Here is an 18,150-nt window from a genome sequence, read left to right on the forward strand (position 1 = left end):
TCAGGTCGTGTGGACGATCAGCACGTCCACGCCGGACTTGCGCGCCACCTCCGACGGCACCGAGCCCAGGATCCGGCCGGCGATCGTGTTCAGGCCGCGGTTGCCGACCACCAGCAGGTCGGCTTCGCGCTCGTGCACGACCTTGCGCAGCGAGTCGACCGGGTCGCCCTTGACCGCGACCGTGTCGATCTTCTCCGCACCGGCCCGCACCGCCCGGTCCCGCGCCGACTGCAGGGTGTCCTCGGCCGGCGCCGAGCCGACGACCTGGTACGCCTCGTCGCCGAGGACGTCCTGGGCCTTGTCGACGTCGGTCTTGCTGGCCGGGTAGAACGCACACGCGATGACGAGCGTGGCGCCCGCGTCGCCGGCCACCGCCGCCGCGCGGTCCACCGCCGCGAACGAGGACTCCGAGCCGTCCGTGCCCACCACCACGGTCCGATATGCCGCACCCATGCGCAAAACCTCCAGGTGATCCCGCGTGAGCAGGGACGATAGCCGGTCGGTACCGACCGTGCCGGCTCGTCCGCGCCCGTGTCGGGAGGAAGGTTACTCGCCAGTCGCTTTCTGCGCTCCGCTTGGCCGCGGACTCGGCTTCGGGGCGGGCTTGGGGGCCTGTTTGGGGGCCGGCTTCGGCTTCGGGACGTCGGACGCCTTGATCCGGATCGTCTCCTCGACGTCGCCCACCGGCGTCGTCTTCCCGGTGTCGGCCACCGGCTTCTCCGCCTTGAGGTCTTCGGCCTTCAGGTCGGCCGTGACGTCGGCGGGCACCTTCACCTCGTCGCCGAGGACGGTGTGCGCCTCGGCCAGCACCGCCCGCGCCGCGCGGACCTGCTCGGCCAGCCCGCCACGCACCTTGCGCAGGCTGTCGACACGCTCGTTGGCCTGGGTGATCCGCCGGTTCGACTCCTCGGTCGCCGTCGTCACGCGGCGCCGCGCCTCGTCGGCGGCCTCCGCGAGCCGGGCGTTCGCCTCGTTGATCGAGTCCTGCCGGCGCTTGTTCGCGTCCGCGACCGACTCCCGCTGACGGCGGTCGACCTCGGCCTTGGTCGTCTTCTCCTCTTCGAGGATCTTCGCGCGGATGTCGGCGGCGTCCTGCGTCGCTTCCTGGACGCGGCGCGCGGCCTCGGCCTTGCTCGCGGCTTCCTGCTCGGCCAGCACGCGCATCGCCTCGGTGCGGCGCGAGGCCATCGCGATCTCGAAGTCCTCTTCGACCTTGGTGCGGCGGTCCGACGACTCGGTGTCGAGCTTCGTGCGCTCGGCCTCGGCCTTGTCGGTGATCTCCTTGGCCTGCGCGCGGGCGTCCTCGAGCACCTTGCGGTGCTCCGCCTCCATCTCCTTGCGGCGCAGGTCGAGCTCGGTGAGCAGCTGCTCGTAGCGGGCGCGCATGGCGCTCGCGTCCGTCTCGGCCTTGGCCCGGATGTGCCCGGCCTCGGCTTCGGCGCGGGCGCGCGTGTCGGCGGATTCGTCCTGTGCGAGGCGCAGCATCCGCTGCAGCCGCTCGGACAGGCCTTCGACGCTCGTCGGCGGCTGGGCGAGCCGGTCGACCTGCCCGCGCAGGTCCGCGATCTCGCCGCGCGCGATCTCCAGCTGCCGGGCCAGGTCGCCGGCCTGCGCGATGGCCGCGTCCCGGTCGGCGGTGAGCATCTTCAGGTCGGCGTCCAGCCGTTCGAGGTGCTCGTCGACCTGCGCTCGGCTGTATCCCCGCTTCGCTACGTCGAAGCCGGCTCCCAGCGGCACAAGCTCCCGTTCATCGCCAAGGCTCATGCGCCTACCGTAGTCGCAGCCGGGTCACGGAAGGGTGAGCACCCGGGCCCTGCGCCGAACGTGCCGTGTGATGCGGCGACTGGATCTTGCCGGATCGGCCCGGATCCCGGTGGTTCCTGACACCCGGGATCCGGCCTCGTCGTCGCAGCTCAGGCACCGCGGAACGCGTTGATCCCCTCGATGTGCTTCGCGCGCTTCTCCTCGTCGCGGACGCCGAGGCCTTCCTGCGGGGCGAGCGCGAGCACGCCGACCTTGCCCTGGTGGGCGTTGCGGTGCACGTCCAGCGCCGCCTGCCCGGTCTCTTCGAGCGGGTACGTCTTCGACAGCGTCGGGTGGATCAGGCCCTTCGAGATCAGCCGGTTCGCTTCCCAGGACTCGCGGTAGTTCGCGAAGTGGGAGCCGATGATCCGCTTCAGGTTCATCCACAGGTAGCGGTTGTCGTACTGGTGCATGTACCCCGAGGTCGACGCGCACGTGACGATCGTGCCGCCCTTGCGCGCGGCGTAGACGGACGCGCCGAACGTCTCCCGGCCGGGGTGCTCGAACACGATGTCCGGGTCGTCGCCGCCGGTCAGCTCGCGGATCTTCGCGCCGAAGCGCTGCCACTCCTTCGGGTCCTGTTCGGTGTCGCTCTTCCAGAACTTGTAGGCCTCGGCACTGCGGTCGATGATCAGCTCGGCGCCGAGCTTGCGGCAGATCGCCGCCTTCTCGGGGCTGGAGACGACGCATACCGGGATCGCGCCGCCGTTGAGCGCGTACTGCGTCGCGTAGGAGCCGAGGCCGCCCGAGGCGCCCCAGATCAGGACGACGTCACCCTGCTTCATGTCCGCGCCGTTGCGCGAGACCAGCTGGCGGTAGGCGGTGGAGTTGACCAGGCCGGGGGAGGCGGCTTCCTCCCAGGTCAGGTGGTCCGGCTTCGGCATCAGCTGGTTGGCCTTGACCAGCGCGATCTCGGCGAGGCCGCCGAAGTTCGTCTCGAAGCCCCAGATCCGCTGCTCGGTGTCGAGCATCGTGTCGTTGTGCCCGTCCGGGCTTTCGAGCTCGACGTTCAGGCAGTGCGCGACGACCTCGTCGCCCGGCTTCCAGTTGTGCACGCCGACGCCGGTGCGCAGCACGACGCCGGACAGGTCCGACCCGACGACGTGGTAGGGCAGGTCGTGCCGCTTCGCCAGCGGCGAGAGCTTCCCGTACTTCTTGAGGAACTTGAACGTGGGGATCGGCTCGAAGATCGACGTCCACACGGTGTTGTAGTTGATGGCGCTCGCCATCACGGCGACCAGCGCCTCACCCGGGCCCAGCTCGGGGACGGGGACGTCGTCGAGGTGCAGCGACTTGCGCGGGTCCTTGTCCCGGCTCTCGAGGCCCTCGAACATGTCGACCTCGTCCGCGCGCACGGTCACCCCGCGGTAGCTCTCGGGCACGGGCAACGAGCCGACCGCGGCGGACTCGCCGTTCAGGATGGCCTGCTGGATCTCGCGGAGCTGCGTCATTGATTCCTCCGGGGTCAACGGCGTTGGCGGCAGAAATTACTCGCCGGTAACTCGCGGGCACAACTGTACGAGACGGACAGCACGATTACACGTCGAACTGTGACGGAGCAGTCTTGACCGGCCGGCCAGTCAAGCGGATCATCGGCAGTGGGAACACCCACCCGACCAGCAGTTTCACCGACGGAGGTGAGCACGAATGAGTGAAGTCTCTACGCGCGCATGGGCCCGGCCCCACGATTGGGCCGAGGTCGTCATCGGGGTCGTCGCCGCTCTTTCACCCCTTTGGCTGAGCACGGACACGACCGCGATGTGGACGATGGTCGTCCTGGGCGCCTTGATCGCACTCGACGGCCTGGTCTCGCTGGCCATGCCGGGCATGGTCTACGGCGAAGGCATCCAGATCGCGCTCGGCGTGCTGTTCTTCATCGCGCCGTGGGTGATGGGGTACACCGAGTTCAACGGCGCGTCCTGGACGTCCTGGATCGCCGGGGTGCTGACGGTCATCGCCGGCGCGGCAGCGATGCCGGTCGCGAGCGCCGCGCACCGCACGGCAGGCCAGCACTGACGGTTCCGACGGCCCAGGAGGCACCCGGATGACCGAGGATTCGGCGAAGGAGCGCATCCTCTGCGCCGCCGAGGCGCTCTTCGCCGAGTCCGGCTTCGACGCCACCCCGACCTCTCGCATCGCCGAGCGGGCCGGGGTGCCGAAGGGGCTGGTGCACTACTACTTCCGGCACAAGGCGGACCTGCTCACGGCGCTCGTCGAGCGACTGCCCGACGAGCGCATCGAGCCGGCGGTGGTCGTCGTCCCCGGCGACCTCGTGGGCAGCTTGCGGCGGCTCGTCCGCGAACTCGACCACCGCTTCAGCCGGTCGCTCGGGCTTTCGCACCTGCTGTGGCGCGAGGCGGACACTCATCACGTCGTCCGCGACGCCCTCCACGAGCGCTTCCAGGTGCTGGTCCGCCAGGTCCACGCGGTGATCCAGGCGGCGACGGGCGGGGGCGTGCCCGCGGCCGACGTCGATCGCGCTTCGGGCTTGCTGGCGCGCGCGGTCAGCCACCGGCACGCGACGGCCCGCCACTCGGACGACGACCTGCCTGCCGAGTTCGACGGCGAGTTGACGTTCATCGCCGACGCCCTGGTTTCGAAGACCGCGCCGGCTTAGCCCTCACCGGGGCGGCGCCTACGGCCCCAGCCTCGGCTCACGGCTCCGGCCTCGGCTCGGGACGCGGCTCACGGCCCCAGCCCCGGCGCACGGCCTCGGTCCCCCGGCCCCGGTCTCGGCTCACGGCCTGGGGGAGTGCCACGGTCGGATTGCTGCCCCGCCCCCACCCCTCCCGCCGCTCCGCCCGCCTGTTTGTCATCGTCGTGCGCCTTGGCCGCGCCGGAGTTGTTGCGCCCGAACGGGTCCGCGTCAGTGCGCCGCGCTGTCCTTGGCCGGCTCCACCAGCTCCACCAGGACGCCGCCCGCGTCCTTCGGGTGGATGAAGTTCACCCGGCTGTTGGACGTTCCGCGCTTCGCCGCCTCGTACAGCAGGCGCAGGCCCTGCTCGCGCAGTGCCGCCGACGCCGCGTCCACATCGGACACGCGGTATGCCAGCTGCTGCAGTCCCGGGCCGCTCTTGGCCAGGAACTTGCCGATCGCCGAGTCGTCCCGCAGCGGGGCGAGCAGCTGGATCTGCGTCTCCGTGCCCGCCGTTCCCGGCGCGCGCAGCATCGCCTCCCGCACTCCCTGCTCCTCGTTCACCTCCTCGTGCGCCACTTCCAGGCCGAAGTTCGCGCGGTGGAACTCGATGGCCGCGTCCAGGTCCGGGACCGCGATGCCGACGTGGTCGATGGCCGTCACGAACGGCCGCAGGGCGTCATTCATGGAGGCAGGATAGGGGGCCACCGCCCGGCGTTCTCCCAGAATCGTCGCGTGCCCCGCCTCACACTGGCTCCATCAAGAAGCCCACCCTCCGGGTATGGTCGGAAAAACTGCCCATGCGCCGAAGCTTGGAGGACGCCGTGTCCGGTTCCGTGATCCTGGGTGCCGCCCGTACGCCGATCGGGCGCTTGCTCGGATCCCTCAAGGACTTCACGGGGGCACAGCTGGGCGGGGTCGCGATCAAGGCGGCCCTCGAACGCGCCGGGGTCGCCCCGGACGCGGTGCAGTACACGATCATGGGTCAGGTGCTGACCGCCGGCGCCGGCCAGATCCCGGCCCGCCAGGCCGCGGTCGCCGCGGGCATCCCGATGAGCGTGCCCGCCCTGACGATCAACAAGGTCTGCCTCTCCGGTCTCGACGCCATCGCGCTCGCCGACCAGCTGATCCGCGCCGGCGAGTTCGACATCGTCGTGGCCGGCGGCCAGGAGTCGATGACCCAGGCACCGCACCTGCTGCCGAAGTCCCGCTCCGGCTTCAAGTACGGCGACACCACGCTCGTCGACCACATGGCCTACGACGGGCTCTTCTGCGCCTTCGACCAGGTCGCCATGGGCTCCTCGACGGAGAAGTACAACTCCCGCTACGGCGTCACCCGCGAGCAGCAGGACGCGTTCTCCGCCCGCTCGCACCAGCGTGCGGCCGAGGCGATCAAGAACGGCTACTTCGCCGACGAGATCGCGCCGGTCTCCATCCCGCAGCGCAAGGGCGACCCGGTCGTCTTCGACACCGACGAGGGCGTCCGCGCCGACACCACCGCCGAAGGCCTCGCGAAGCTGCGCCCCGCCTTCGCCTCCGACGGCACCATCACCGCGGGCTCGGCCTCGCAGATCTCCGACGGCGCCGCCGCGGTCGTCGTCGCCAGCAAGGCGAAGGCCGAGGAGCTCGGCCTCACGCCGATCGCCGAGATCGGCGCACACGGCGTCGTCGCCGGGCCGGACGCCAGCCTGCACGAGCAGCCGTCGAACGCCATCCTCGCCGCCCTGGCGAAGGCGAACCTCGGCGCCGACGCGCTCGACCTCGTCGAGATCAACGAGGCCTTCGCCGCGGTCGGGCTCGTCTCGACCGAGAAGCTCGGCCTCGACCCTGAGAAGGTCAACGTCAACGGCGGCGCCATCGCGCTCGGCCACCCGATCGGTGCCTCCGGGGCGCGGCTCGCCGTGCACCTGATCCACGAGCTGCGCCGCCGCGGTGGCGGGCTCGGCGCGGCCGCGCTGTGCGGTGGCGGCGGCCAGGGCGACGCCCTCCTGCTGCGGGTGCCGTCCGCGTAAGTGGCCGGTGCACTCGACCTCGACGACCTGGTCGGCCGCGCGCGGGACGGGCAGCCCCGTGCCGTCGCGCGGCTGCTGTCGCTCGTCGAGGACGCCCACCCCCGCGTCGCGGAGATCGCGCGGGCGCTGACGCCGCACACCGGGCGGGCCCGGGTCGTCGGGCTCACCGGCCCACCGGGTGTCGGCAAGTCGACTTCGACGTCTGCGCTGCTCACCGCGTTGCGCGCGGAGGGCAAGCGGGTCGGGGTGCTCGCGATCGACCCGTCTTCGCCGTTTTCTGGCGGCGCGCTGCTCGGCGACCGGATCCGGATGACCGAGCACGCCACCGATCCCGGCGTGTTCATCCGCTCGATGGCCACGCGCGGGCACCTCGGCGGGCTGTCGTGGGCGACCCCGCAGGCGGTGCGCGTGCTCGACGCGGCCGGCTTCGACGTGGTGCTGATCGAAACCGTCGGCGTCGGGCAGTCCGAAGTGGACGTCGTGAAGCTGGCCGACACCACGGTGGTGCTGCTCGCGCCGGGGATGGGCGACGGCATCCAGGCCGCGAAGGCCGGGGTGCTGGAGATCGCCGACGTCTTCGTCGTGAACAAGGCCGACCGCGAGGGCGCGGACGCGACGGTGCACGACCTCAAGCAGATGATTTCGCTGGCGCGCCGCGAGATCCGGGGCGCGAGCTGGCGCCAGCCGATCGTGCGGACGGTGGCGGCGAAGGGCGAGGGCGTCGACGAGGTCGTGCGGGCGCTGGCCGCCCACCACGACTGGCTGGTGGAGCACGGCGAGCTGGCCCGGCGCCGGGTCGCGCGGGCACGCGACGAGGTCGAGGCCATCGCGATGCGCCGGTTGCGGGCCGAGCTTGCTGACCTGCGGGGCGGGGGACGGCTCGCCGGGGTGGCCGAGCGCGTCGTGGCGCGGGAGATCGACCCCTTCGCCGCCGCCGACGAGCTGATCGCGGACCTGCGGCGCTAGCGCGTTCAGGATCGCCGCCGCGATCCGCCCGAGCAAGAATCCTGCCGCCGCAACGGGTCTTCGCTTCATGACTGCTCCTTTCGCCGTGCGGTGTTTGCCGCGTGATCGACAGCGTGCTCCAGGGGTCCGACAGTTTCGGGGTGCTGCCCGGTCGCGGGTGCCGGGGTTCACCCGACCGTGTGGCACGGGCGACTTTCGCCGGTTCTGGCTGTCGGTGCCGGGCCCTAGACTGCGGGGCGCTCCGGAACCGGGCGATCACTGGGAGGGCGTGCAGGATGAAGAAGACACTCGTCACCGCGCTGGCGGCGGGCGCGTTGTTCGTCGCCGGCAACGGCGTCGCCACCGCGGCCGACGCACCACCGCCGAAGACGACGCACGGGCCGTGCCAGTACACCGAGACGCCGGACGAACCGGCGTCGCGGCCGGTGCCGCTGCCGCCCGACCCGCGGCACACGCCGAGCCACGGCAAGGTCGACGTCGCCGTCCCGACCAGCCAGGGCGCGCTGCCGCTGCGGCTCGACCGCGCGAAGGCGCCGTGCACCGTGCAGAGTTTCCTGCACCTGGCGAACCACCGGTTTTACGACCACACGGTGTGCCACCGGCTGACGTCGTACCCGACGTTGAAGGTCCTGCAGTGCGGCGACCCGAGCGCGACCGGCGAGGGCGGGCCGGGCTACAAGTACAAGGACGAGCTGCCGGTGGACCTGCCGCCGTCGCCGACCGACCCGACGGGCGCGCGCAAGGTCTACGCACGCGGGTTGCTGGCGATGGCCAATGCGGGACCGGACACGAACGGCTCGCAGTTCTTCGTCGTGTACGGCGATTCCGCGCTGCGGCCGAACTACACGGTGTTCGGCACGGTCGGCGCCGAAGGCCTGAAGACGCTCGACAAGGTCGCCGCCGGCGGGATCCAGCCGACGGCGGAGGACCCGGCACCGGTCGACGGGACGCCGGCGCTGCGGACGGAGCTGCTTCGCGTCCGGCCCGGCTGCTGGTTCTGACGGTGAACGCGGGCCACTCCCGGACTCGGGGGTGGCCCGCGCCGGGCATCACGTGTGATTGGAGGGGCATCGCACGTGACTGGGGAGGCATCTCGCGTGATTGAAGGGGCATCACGTGTGATTGCGAGGTCGACTCGCGTGATTGGAGGGTCGGCTTGCGTGCCTGGAGGGTCGGCTTGCGTGACTGGGGGCGGGACTCGTGTGATTGGGGGCGGGAGTTGCGTGATTGGGGGCGGATCTCGGGTGGTCGGAGACAAGATCAGGCTGTGATTTCCCAGAGGGCCTCGATCAACGTCTGGGTTGCGCCGGCGAAGGCGTGCTTCGGGGTTGCCGCGTAGCCGACTATCAGGCCGCCGGGGCGGTTGGTGTCCATCCAGTAGCCGGTCAGGCCCTCGATGCCGAGTGCGCGGCGGCGGCAGGCCGCCATGGCCGTTGCCTCCGAAGGGCCGTCCGGCGGGAGCATCAGCAACAGGTGGAGGCCGGCCGCGATGCCTTGCGGGCGCACCGAGTCCGGGAGAGCGGCCAGCAGACGGGCGCGGCGGGAGCGGTACTCCGCCCGGCTGCGGCGGACGTGCTGGTCGTACGCGCCCGAGTCGATCAGCTCCGCCAGGGCCAGCTGGTTCAGCACCGCCGGGCGTGAACCGCTGTCGGCCATCGCCGCGCGGACCGGCTCCACCAGCGTCCGCGGCAGCACCAGCCACGCCAGCCGCAGGGCCGGGGCCAGGGTCTTGCTCGCCGTCCCCGCGTACACCACCCGCTCCGGCGCCAGCGCCTGCAGCGCCCCGACCTGCTGGTGGTCGAAGCGGAACTCGCCGTCGTAGTCGTCCTCCAGCACGAACGCGCCCGAGCGGGCCAGCTGGGCGCGGCGGTGCGGAGCCAGCGTGACGCCGGTGGGGTACTGGTGTGCCGGCGTCACCACCACCGCCGGACTGTCCAAAGCGGACACGTCCAGGCCGTGCTCGTCCACCGGGACGCCGACGACCCGCTGGCCCTGCGCCGCCGCGATCGAGCGGTACATCTCCAGTGACGGGTTCTCGAACGCCGTTTCGCCGACACCCAGCGAGGAAAGCGCCCGGGACACCACGGCGATGGCGTGCGAATACCCGTGGCAGACCACGATCCGCTCCGGGTCCGCGACCACCCCGCGGGCCCGGGCGAGGTAGCCGGCCAGGGTGTCGCGCAGCTCGGGCGCGCCCAGCTCAGACTCGTAGCCGAACGCTGCCGCCGGCGTCCGCAGCAGGGCCCGCCGGGTCGCGGTGATCCACGCCTGGCGGGGGAACGCCGTCAGGTCCGGGCGGCCCGGCCGCAGGTCCCAGCGCGGGGCCGGGTCGCGGGGCGCCTGCCGTGGCGCGGACTGGGGGAGCGAGCCCGCCGTCGCCACCCGGGTCGGGGCGCCCTGGGCCGTGCGCAGGTACCCCTCGGCGGCCAGGTCGGCGTACACGCGGGTGACCGTGCCGCGCGCGATGCCCAGGTCGTGGGCCAGGGAACGGGTCGACGGCACCGCCGCGCCCGCCTGCCACCGGCCTTCGCGGATGGCCGCGCGGATCGCCGCCGCGAGGCCGCCGCGGCCGGTCGAAGGTTCCCAGTCGAGGTGGACGTCGAGCCCGGAACTGGACCACGATTCCGTCATGTGACTGGACCATACCCGTGGACCAGTTCGGGCTAGCGTGGATGCCATGACGAAGCGAATCGGACTCGGGCGCGCGCCCGGGATCTACCAGGCGATGGCGAACCTGCAGGCCGAGGTGAACAAGGCCGCCGCGAACGCGGGTGTCGACCCGAAGCTGCTCGAACTGGTGAAGATGCGGGCCTCCCAGCTCAACGGCTGCGCGTACTGCCTCGACATGCACAGCCGCGACGCCCTCGAAATGGGCGAGTCGGCGCGCCGGCTGTTCGTGCTCGACGGCTGGCGCGAGACCGACCTCTTCACCGAAGAGGAACAGGCCGCCCTCGTCCTCACCGAGGCGATGACCAAGCTGTCGGCGACCCAGAGCGTGCCCGACGACGTCTACGAGCGGGCGACGAAGGTCCTGACCGAGGACCAGTACCGCGCGATCGCGTGGGAGGTCATCGCGATCAACAGCTGGAACCGCATGGCCGTCACCAGCCACAGCCCGCTCCCGAAGCGCGACGCGTGACCGCCGCCGCTCTCAAGGCGCTGCACGTGCCCGGCAAGCCGCTCGTGCTGCCGAACGCGTGGGACGCCGACACCGCCCGGCTCGTCGAGGCCGCCGGGTTCCCGGTCGTGGCGACCAGTTCGGTCGCCGTGGCGTCTGTTCTCGGCTTCCCCGACGGCGAGAAGGCGCCGGCCGAGGAGATGTTCGCCGCGGCGAAGCGCATCGCGAAAGCCGTGAGCGTCCCGGTCACCGTCGACGCCGAGTCGGGCTACGGCCTGTCCGGCGCCGAGCTGGCGGGCCGGCTGCTCGACGCCGGTGCCGTCGGCTGCAACTTCGAAGACACCGACCACGCCACGGGTGGCGTGCGACCGGTCGCCGTGCAGGCGGAGCGGATCGCCGCCCTGCGCGAGGCGGCGGGAGACGGCCTGGTGATCAACGCCCGCGTCGACTCGTTCCGCGGCGTCGACCCCGAGGGCCACCTCGTCGACGGCATCGCCCGGGCGAAGGCCTACCTAGACGCGGGCGCCGACTGCGTCTACCCGATCCACCTGCGCACCCCCGAGGTGCTCGCGGCGTTCGTGCAGGGCGTCGGCGGCGCCGTCAACGCGCCCGCGTGGCCGGGCAGCCCGGGCCTGGGCGGCCTCGCCGAACTGGGGGTGGCGAGGATCTCGCTCGGCGGCGGGCTCTGGCAGTACGCCCGCAAGCACCTCGAAGCGACGCTCGCGGGTGTCGCCGAAGGAAAACTGCCCTACTGAATGGCCGAAGGCCGCCGCGAGGGTGACCCGCGACGGCCTTCGGTGTTTCGGGGACCGTCAGTGCGTGACGGCCTTCTCGGCGCCCGCGCCGGTCAGGGAGCGGACCTCCATCTCGGCGTACTTCTTCTCGTCGTGCTCCTTGGACAGCACCGTGCCCAGCCAGCCCAGGAAGAACGCGGCCGGGATCGAGACCAGGCCCGGGTTGCTCAGCGGGAACCAGGCGAAGTCCGCGGTCTTGATCATCGACGTGCTCTTGCCGGACACCGCCGGTGAGAACACGATCAGCACGATCGTGATGGCCAGGCCGCCGTAGATCGACCACAGCGCGCCCTGGGTGTTGAACCGCTTCCAGAACAGCGAGTAGAGGATCGTCGGCAGGTTCGCCGACGCCGCCACCGCGAACGCGAGCGCCACGAGGAACGCCACGTTCTGCCCGTTGGCCAGGATGCCGCCGCCGATCGCGAGGGCGCCGATCACCACCGCGGTGATCCGGGCGACCTTGACCTCCGAGTCCGGCGACGTCTTGCCGCGCTTGACGACGTTCGCGTAGACGTCGTGTGCGAACGACGCCGACGCCGTGATCGTCAGGCCGGCGACCACCGCGAGGATCGTGGCGAACGCGACCGCGGAGATCAGGCCCAGCAGCACCGGCCCGCCCAGTTCGAGCGCGAGCAGCGGGGCCGCGGAGTTGACCCCGCCCGGCGCTTTCTTGATCGTGTCCGGCCCGACCAGCGCACCGGCGCCGTAGCCGAGCACCAGCGTGAACAGGTAGAACACGCCGATCAGCACGATCGCCCAGACCACCGAGCGACGCGCGTCGCGGGCGGTCGGCACGGTGTAGAAGCGCATCAGGACGTGCGGCAGGCCCGCGGTGCCCAGCACCAGCGCGATGCCGAGGGAGAAGAAGTCCAGCTTGGACGTTCCGGTGGCGCCGTACTGCTTGCCCGGGCCGAGCAGCGTCTCCCCGGCCTTGCCCGCCTTGTCGACGGCGGCCTGCAGCAGGCTGGAGAAGTTGAAGTTGTACTTGCCGAGCACCCACAGGGTGATCACGAGCGCGCCGATGATGAGCAGCGCGGCCTTGATGATCTGGACCCAGGTGGTGCCCTTCATGCCGCCGATCAGGACGTAGGCGATCATGATGATGCCGACCACGGCGATGACCAGCGCCTGCGCTCCGCTGCCTTCGACGCCGAGCAGCAGCGCGACGAGACCACCGGCACCGGCCATCTGTGCCAGCAGGTAGAAGAACGACACGATCAGCGTCGACGTCGCGGCCGCGGCCCGCACCGGGCGCTGCTTCATGCGGAACGCCAGCACGTCGCCCATCGTGAACTTGCCGGTGTTGCGCAGCAGTTCCGCGACCAGCAGCAGCGCGACGAGCCACGCGACCAGGAAGCCGATGGAGTATAGGAAGCCGTCGTAGCCGTTGATGGCGATCGCGCCGGCGATGCCGAGGAACGACGCCGCCGACAGGTAGTCACCCGAGATCGCGATGCCGTTCTGGGGGCCGGTGAACGCGCGGCCCGCGGCGTAGTAGTCCGACGCCGTCTTCGTGTTGCGGCTGGCCCGGAACACGATCACCAGCGTGATGACCACGAAGGCGGCGAAGATCAGGATGTTGAGGAGCGGGTTGCTGCCTTCCACACCCGCGGCGATGGTCGTCGTCATGCCTGCTCCTTCGAGGATTCGCCTTCGATGTCCTCACGGATCTTCTCGGCGACCGGGTCCAGCTTCCGGTTGGCGTACCGGACGTAGAGGCCGGTGATCACGAACGTCGAGACGAACTGCAGCAGGCCGAAGATCAAGCCGACGTTGATGTTGCCGAACACCTTCGTGCTCATGAAGCCGTGCGCGTAGTCCGCGAGGAGCACGTAGAGCAGGTACCAGAGCAGGAACACCGCCGTCATCGGGAAGACGAACCGGCGCAGACGGCTGCGCAGCTCGCGGAACTCGGTGCTTTCGTGCGCCCGTTCCCAGATGGTCTCTGACGTGTCCGGGGGCCCGCCGCCAGTGTCAGTCGTGCTCATCGCTGCTCCCTGCGACGTTGCGGAAAGTGACCTGCGACACCGTAGGGACGTGTGAGTCTCGCGTGAAGATTCAGCGGCTCAACAGCCGGGCCAGACGACGAACGGTTGACGAACGGTCACGCGGTCCCGTCGAACGGGGTTCGTCGAGATGCAGGCGCAACATCGCCGCCGTCGACCAGGCGGGTGGCCTGCCCCGCAGGGAGACCAGCGCCATTACGCCGAACGCCAGCGGTACCGACCAGGGTGCCGGTTGCTGCACCAAGATCGCCACCCAGCCGTGCAGCGGCGGCCCGGCGAGCGCGAACAAGATCGAGCCGGACGACGCGACGAGCCCGGTCAGCACCCCGGCGATCCCGCCGGCCGCGGTCAGCCGCGGCCACCAGATGCCGAGCACGAGCAGCGGGCAGAACGTCGACGCGGCGACGGTGAAGCCCCACGTGACGAGCACCCCGGCGTCGAGCTCGGCCGAGCGCAGCGCCAGCAGCACCATCACGCCGGCGACGCCGAACACGGCGATCCGCAGCCGGCGCAGCCCACCGGGCACGAGGTCGTGCGCGATCGCGCCGGACATCACCAGCAGCAGGCCGAGTGACGTCGCCAGGAACGCGGCGAACGCGCCCGCGGTCAGCAACGCCGTGAAGAGGCCGCCGGCCCAGCCACTGTCCACTTGGTACGGAAGGGCGACGACCACGGTGTCCGTGGCGCCGGAGAGGTAGAGGCCCGGCACGAGGACGCGGCCGAGGACGCCGTAGACGCCGGGGAAGAGGTAGAAGATCCCCAGCAGCGCCACGGTGATCGCGGCGGTGCGGCGCGCGGCGCGGCCGTCCGGGCTGGTGTGGAAGCGCATGAGCACGTGCGGCAGGCCCATCGTGCCGAGCATGGTCGCGATGAGCACCGCCCACGTCCCGAGCAGCGGGTAGCCCTGGTCGCCGAGGTCGAGCAGCGGGCGCTGCCAGTCGTGCCCGCCGAGCGGCGCGCCGCCGCGGACCGCCGGGACCGCGGTGCCCGCGCCGAACACGACCTCGTCCTGGCTGTGCGCGGTGAACTCGCCCGGTGGCAGGATTTCCGCGACGCCGTTGCGGCGGACGGTGGTCGGCTCGCGGATCTCCATCGTGACGTCGACTTCGAACTTGACCGGCGTCTCGCGGGTGAAGTGGGTGAACTCGACGGGGTTGAGGGCGTCGGTGCGGTTGACGGCGCCGGCCTGCAGCACCAGCCAGATGGCCGGGATCAGGAACAGCAGCAGCTTCAGCACGAACTGGAACGCCTGCACGTACGTCGCCGCGCGCATCCCGCCCAGGGCGAGGGTGATGCTGACCGCGGCGCCCGCCAGCACGACGCCGACCCAGTACGGCGTGTGGCCGACGGCCGTGAGCACCAGGCCGGCGGTGCGGAACTGCGGGACGACGTAGATGGTGCCGATCACCAGCACGACCACCGCGGCCAGGCGGCGCAGCGCGGGGGAGTTGAGGCGGGCTTCGGCGAAGTCGGGGACGGTCAGCGCGCCCGAGCGCCGCATCGGCGCGGCGACCAGGACGAGCATCGCGATGTAGCCGGCGGTGAAGCCGACCGGATACCAGAGCGCCCCGATGCCGTCCTTGACCACGAGTCCGGCGACGCCGAGGAACGACGCCGCGGACAGGTATTCGCCGGAGACGGCGGCCGAGTTCACCAGCGGCGAGATCCGCCGGGACGCGACGAGGAAGTCCGACGTCGTGCGCATGGCGGCGACCCCGCGGACGCCGATGAGCAGTGTCACGAGCACGACGGGCGCGACGGCGAGCGCGACGCCCACTAGCCGTCGTCCTCGAGGCGTTCCGCGCGGCGCAGCTGCCAGCGCGCGAGGACGGCCATCGCCGGGTACGGCAGGACCGCGATCATCAGCCAGGACACCGGGATTCCCAGCAGCCGCACGGTGTCCAGGCCGGGGAAGATCGCGAAGATGCCCGGCAGGCCGAGCAGGAGGGCGAACATGAGGACGAGCGCGGGGACACCGCGGCGGCGCTGGGCGCGGTACAACGCCGTCGCGCGCTGGGTGTCGCCGACGGGGAGGCGGGGCTGGCGCCAGCGGTGGCGGGACCGGCGCCGGGCGTGGGCGAGGCGGGTTTGCGGGCTCGTGACGGCGACCCGGCGGATCTTGCTCATCGCGGGCCCGGCCCGAGCTGACCTCGTTGAGCGGCTTCCAGCAGCCGGTCGCGCAAGTCCCGCGCGTGCCGGCGGCTGACCGGGACGTCGCCCGCCTCGGTGTGGGCCAGCAGCCCGCCCGCGCTGTCGCTCCGCAGTTCCAGCACCGCCCCCACGGAGAGGAGGAACCCGCGGTGGACCCGGCTGAACCCGGTGCCCTCCCAGTACTCCTCGAGCCGCGAGATCGGCATCCGCACCAGGTGCACGCCACCCCGGGTGTGCAGGCGGACGTAGTCGCCGTGGGCCTCGACGAACAGCACGTCGTCGCGGCGGACATAACGCGTGCGCCCGCCGGACTCGACCGGGAGCGCGGCCATCGCGTCCGGGGTCGTGCGCGACGACGGCGTCGCGTTGCGCGTCACCTTGGCCAAGGCCGCGGCCAGCCGTTCGGCGCGGACCGGTTTGAGCAGGTAGTCGACGGCGCCGATGCCGTACGCGGTCACCGCGTGCCCGTCGTGCGCCGTGACGAACACGATCACCGGCGGCTCGCTCAGCTTCGCCAGCAGCCCGGCCAGCTCGAGCCCGTCGAGGCCCGGCATCGAGATGTCGAGGAACACCGCGTCGAACCTGTCGGCCTGAAGCAGCCTCAACGCCTTCAAGGCGTCGGCCGCGCCGACGACTTCGCCGACTTCGGGCGCTTCGCGGAGCATGCGGCACAGTTCGTCCAACGCGGGCGCCAAGTCGTCGACGGCGAGGACGCGCAGACCGGTCACGGCAGCACCCCCGGCTGGAACCGCGGCACCCGGACGACCACGCGGGTGCCCGCGCCGACCTCGGTCTCCACGGTCAGCCCGTACCAGGCGCCGTAGACGTCCCGCAGTCGTCTGTCCACATTGGCCAATCCCATACCCGCGGCATCGTCCTCGCCGGTGCGCCCGGCCAGGATGTCCGCCGCGCGCTTCGGGTCCATGCCCACCCCGTCGTCCTCGACGAAGATCACGCAGTCGTTCCCTTCCGCCTGGCCGTGCACCTGGACGAAACCGGTGCCCGAGCGCGGCTCGATGCCGTGCCGGATCGCGTTCTCCACCAACGGCTCCAGCACGAGGTACGGCACCGCGACGGCGAGGATCTCCGGGGCGACGCGCACCTGGACGCGCAGCCGTTCGCCGAGCACCGCCCGCTGCAGCGCCAGGTACGTCTCGATTGCGCGGAACTCCTCGGCGACGACCGTGTATTCGCCGTGCCGCGCGAGGCTGTAGCGCGTGTAGTCGGCGAAGTCGAGCATGAGGTCGCGGGCGCGGTCGGGGTCCGAGCGCACCAGCGACGCGATGACGGTCAGCGCGTTGTAGACGAAGTGCGGGGACATTTCCGCGCGCAGCGCCCGCAGTTCGGCCTGTGCCGCCTGCTCCGCCGACGCTTCGAGCCGGCCTCGCTCCAGAGCCTGGACGACGAGGTCGGCGGCCTGGGCCGCGACCGCGTCCCGGACATCGCCGACGACCAGCAGCGCCCCGGCCAGTTCGTCGTGGACGTGCAGCGGCAGCACGAGGACGTCCGGCGCGGAGCCGGGTTCCTCGGTGTGGAGCACGCCGTCGAGGACGGTCGCGACGACCGCGTCCGGCCCCGGCCGTCCCGACCAGAGCAGCGAGCCGGACAGGTCGGTGAGGCCGAGCCCCGGGAAGCCGAACAGCCGGCGCAGGTGGTGCGCGGCGCGGCGGGCCCGGGTGCCGGAGAGGCCGTCGCGCAGGTCGTCGGTGATCCGGCGGGCGGCGGCGAGCACCGGCAGCGGGTCGGCGCGGGACGCCGGGCGCAGGTGCACGGTCATCGGGCCTCCCCTCGGCGACGGTGTCCAGGGGACCAGATCCTACGGCTACGCGGGGTCCTCACGGTCGGCCAGCACCTGGGCGTGGCGGCGGAAGCGGCGCCAGGTGCGGTAGTCGTCGAGCGCCGGGACGTCGCCGAGCAGTGTCGCGTTCGGCGGGTAGGGCCGGTCCGGCAGCGCGACCCAGGCGGTCGTCCGGGTCTCCTTGACCGCCACCGGCACCGGCCGGAACGTCGTCGGGTCGAGCGCCTCGCTGTGCCGGACGACCTCGTCGAAGAACCAGGTCGACGTGATCAGCGCCAGCACCCCGCGCGAGGACTTGAGCGCCTTCTTCAGCGGCGCGGCCTCCAGGAGCCGGAACGTCTGGTTGATCGCCGGCGCGGTGACACCGAAGTCGTCGTGGGCGACCTCGCCCGCGTGCAGCGCCATCCGCAGCCGGATCCGGGCCTCGGCGTGGTGGGTCAGGTTGTGCCGGTGCAGCGCCACGGCGAGCGCGTTGGGCAGGTACTCGACGAAGGGTCCTTTGGGGATCTCCGCCGGGGCGAGGACGAAGACGCCGTCCCCGCAGTCCTCTCTCCGGCAGTGCCGCCACGGGACGCCGGCGTCGTCGAAAGCCCGGAACAGCGCGCGGTACAGCCCTTCGCGCAACGCCAGGCGGTGTGGCGTCGTCCTGCGCCGGTCGCCGTAGCCCTCGACGTCCACGGCGAAGATCGTCCGGTGTGTCGCCGGCCGCTCGTAGTTCATCGCACCCTCCCTGCGATCATGCATGTGCCGATGCATGTGCATTTGAGTGTGACGCGGGACACCCGGATGGGGAACCGGCCGTGCGGTGAGCGGTGCCCCTACCGCGGTGACCGGCAGTGAGCGATCGGCGTTGGTGAAATCGCCTGG

Annotated in this window: 19 protein-coding genes; 7 read left to right on the top strand and 12 right to left on the bottom strand. The window is 71.6% G+C overall.

Annotation, left to right across the window (positions count from 1 at the left end):
• From QQ657_RS16930 to ccrA, 3 genes are all read right to left on the bottom strand, one after another.
• A complete protein-coding gene (locus QQ657_RS16930; RefSeq protein ID WP_284743105.1) occupies positions 1-453 on the bottom strand; it encodes a universal stress protein in 453 nt (150 codons plus the stop codon).
• Positions 454-546: 93 nt separating this feature from the next.
• Positions 547-1,764 (bottom strand): coiled-coil domain-containing protein, encoded by a 1,218-nt coding sequence (locus tag QQ657_RS16935; protein ID WP_434056746.1) that lies wholly within the window; start codon positions 1,762-1,764, stop codon positions 547-549.
• A 149-nt stretch (positions 1,765-1,913) separates the two neighbouring features.
• Positions 1,914-3,254, bottom strand: coding sequence for a crotonyl-CoA carboxylase/reductase (gene ccrA, locus QQ657_RS16940; RefSeq protein WP_284743106.1), 1,341 nt, complete (start codon positions 3,252-3,254; stop codon positions 1,914-1,916).
• A gap of 196 nt (positions 3,255-3,450) precedes the next feature.
• Here ccrA and QQ657_RS16945 point away from each other — a divergent pair, with 196 nt between their 5' ends.
• The gene (locus tag QQ657_RS16945) at positions 3,451-3,819 is read left to right on the top strand and encodes an SPW repeat domain-containing protein (RefSeq protein ID WP_284743107.1); all 369 of its coding nucleotides are present in this window, start codon (positions 3,451-3,453) and stop codon (positions 3,817-3,819) included.
• 28 nt (positions 3,820-3,847) lie between these two features.
• Positions 3,848-4,420 carry a TetR/AcrR family transcriptional regulator gene (locus tag QQ657_RS16950; RefSeq protein WP_284743108.1) on the top strand — a complete coding sequence of 191 codons (573 nt, stop codon included), beginning with the start codon at positions 3,848-3,850 and terminating at the stop codon, positions 4,418-4,420.
• A gap of 249 nt (positions 4,421-4,669) precedes the next feature.
• On the opposite strand, the gene mce is transcribed toward QQ657_RS16950, so the two are convergent.
• A complete protein-coding gene (gene mce, locus QQ657_RS16955; protein ID WP_284743109.1) occupies positions 4,670-5,125 on the bottom strand; it encodes a methylmalonyl-CoA epimerase in 456 nt (151 codons plus the stop codon).
• Between the two features lie 137 nt (positions 5,126-5,262).
• Between mce and QQ657_RS16960 the strand changes: the two genes are divergently transcribed.
• The 3 genes from QQ657_RS16960 (at position 5,263) to QQ657_RS16970 (ending at position 8,417) form a co-directional block, all read left to right on the top strand.
• Positions 5,263-6,450 (top strand): acetyl-CoA C-acetyltransferase, encoded by a 1,188-nt coding sequence (locus QQ657_RS16960; protein ID WP_284743291.1) that lies wholly within the window; start codon positions 5,263-5,265, stop codon positions 6,448-6,450.
• Positions 6,451-7,416 carry a methylmalonyl Co-A mutase-associated GTPase MeaB gene (gene meaB, locus QQ657_RS16965; RefSeq protein ID WP_284743110.1) on the top strand — a complete coding sequence of 322 codons (966 nt, stop codon included), beginning with the start codon at positions 6,451-6,453 and terminating at the stop codon, positions 7,414-7,416.
• Between the two features lie 275 nt (positions 7,417-7,691).
• Positions 7,692-8,417 carry a peptidylprolyl isomerase gene (locus QQ657_RS16970; RefSeq protein WP_284743111.1) on the top strand — a complete coding sequence of 242 codons (726 nt, stop codon included), beginning with the start codon at positions 7,692-7,694 and terminating at the stop codon, positions 8,415-8,417.
• A gap of 259 nt (positions 8,418-8,676) precedes the next feature.
• Here the strand turns inward: QQ657_RS16970 and pdxR are convergent, their stop codons facing one another.
• Entirely contained in the window at positions 8,677-10,047 is a 1,371-nt protein-coding gene (pdxR, locus tag QQ657_RS16975) for a MocR-like pyridoxine biosynthesis transcription factor PdxR (RefSeq protein WP_284743112.1), read from the bottom strand.
• 46 nt (positions 10,048-10,093) lie between these two features.
• Between pdxR and QQ657_RS16980 the strand changes: the two genes are divergently transcribed.
• Positions 10,094-10,555, top strand: a complete 462-nt coding sequence (locus tag QQ657_RS16980; protein WP_284743113.1) for a carboxymuconolactone decarboxylase family protein — start codon at positions 10,094-10,096, stop codon at positions 10,553-10,555.
• Positions 10,552-11,289, top strand: a complete 738-nt coding sequence (locus tag QQ657_RS16985) for an isocitrate lyase/PEP mutase family protein (protein ID WP_284743114.1) — start codon at positions 10,552-10,554, stop codon at positions 11,287-11,289. The genes QQ657_RS16980 and QQ657_RS16985 overlap by 4 nt, the downstream gene beginning before the upstream one ends.
• 57 nt (positions 11,290-11,346) lie before the next feature.
• Here the strand turns inward: QQ657_RS16985 and QQ657_RS16990 are convergent, their stop codons facing one another.
• The 7 genes from QQ657_RS16990 to QQ657_RS17020 form a co-directional block, all read right to left on the bottom strand.
• Positions 11,347-12,957 (bottom strand): monocarboxylic acid transporter, encoded by a 1,611-nt coding sequence (locus QQ657_RS16990; RefSeq protein WP_284743115.1) that lies wholly within the window; start codon positions 12,955-12,957, stop codon positions 11,347-11,349.
• The gene (locus QQ657_RS16995; RefSeq protein ID WP_284743116.1) at positions 12,954-13,316 is read right to left on the bottom strand and encodes a DUF485 domain-containing protein; all 363 of its coding nucleotides are present in this window, start codon (positions 13,314-13,316) and stop codon (positions 12,954-12,956) included. The genes QQ657_RS16990 and QQ657_RS16995 overlap by 4 nt, the downstream gene beginning before the upstream one ends.
• A gap of 70 nt (positions 13,317-13,386) precedes the next feature.
• Complete coding sequence (locus QQ657_RS17000; protein WP_284743117.1) at positions 13,387-15,111, bottom strand: sodium/solute symporter; 1,725 nt, start codon at positions 15,109-15,111, stop codon at positions 13,387-13,389.
• Entirely contained in the window at positions 15,111-15,461 is a 351-nt protein-coding gene (locus tag QQ657_RS17005; RefSeq protein WP_284743118.1) for a hypothetical protein, read from the bottom strand. The genes QQ657_RS17000 and QQ657_RS17005 overlap by 1 nt, the downstream gene beginning before the upstream one ends.
• Positions 15,458-16,213, bottom strand: coding sequence for a LytR/AlgR family response regulator transcription factor (locus QQ657_RS17010; protein ID WP_284743119.1), 756 nt, complete (start codon positions 16,211-16,213; stop codon positions 15,458-15,460). The genes QQ657_RS17005 and QQ657_RS17010 overlap by 4 nt, the downstream gene beginning before the upstream one ends.
• Positions 16,210-17,262 carry a sensor histidine kinase gene (locus QQ657_RS17015; protein WP_284743120.1) on the bottom strand — a complete coding sequence of 351 codons (1,053 nt, stop codon included), beginning with the start codon at positions 17,260-17,262 and terminating at the stop codon, positions 16,210-16,212. Before QQ657_RS17015 ends, QQ657_RS17010 begins: the two co-directional genes overlap by 4 nt.
• A 45-nt stretch (positions 17,263-17,307) precedes the next feature.
• On the bottom strand, positions 17,308-18,003 hold the full coding sequence (locus tag QQ657_RS17020) for a hypothetical protein (RefSeq protein WP_284743121.1): 696 nt from the start codon (positions 18,001-18,003) through the stop codon (positions 17,308-17,310).
• Between the last annotated feature and the right edge of the window lie 147 nt (positions 18,004-18,150).

Origin of the sequence: Amycolatopsis ponsaeliensis, from assembly GCF_030182635.1 — a bacterium.
Lineage (GTDB): Bacteria > Actinomycetota > Actinomycetes > Mycobacteriales > Pseudonocardiaceae > Amycolatopsis > Amycolatopsis ponsaeliensis.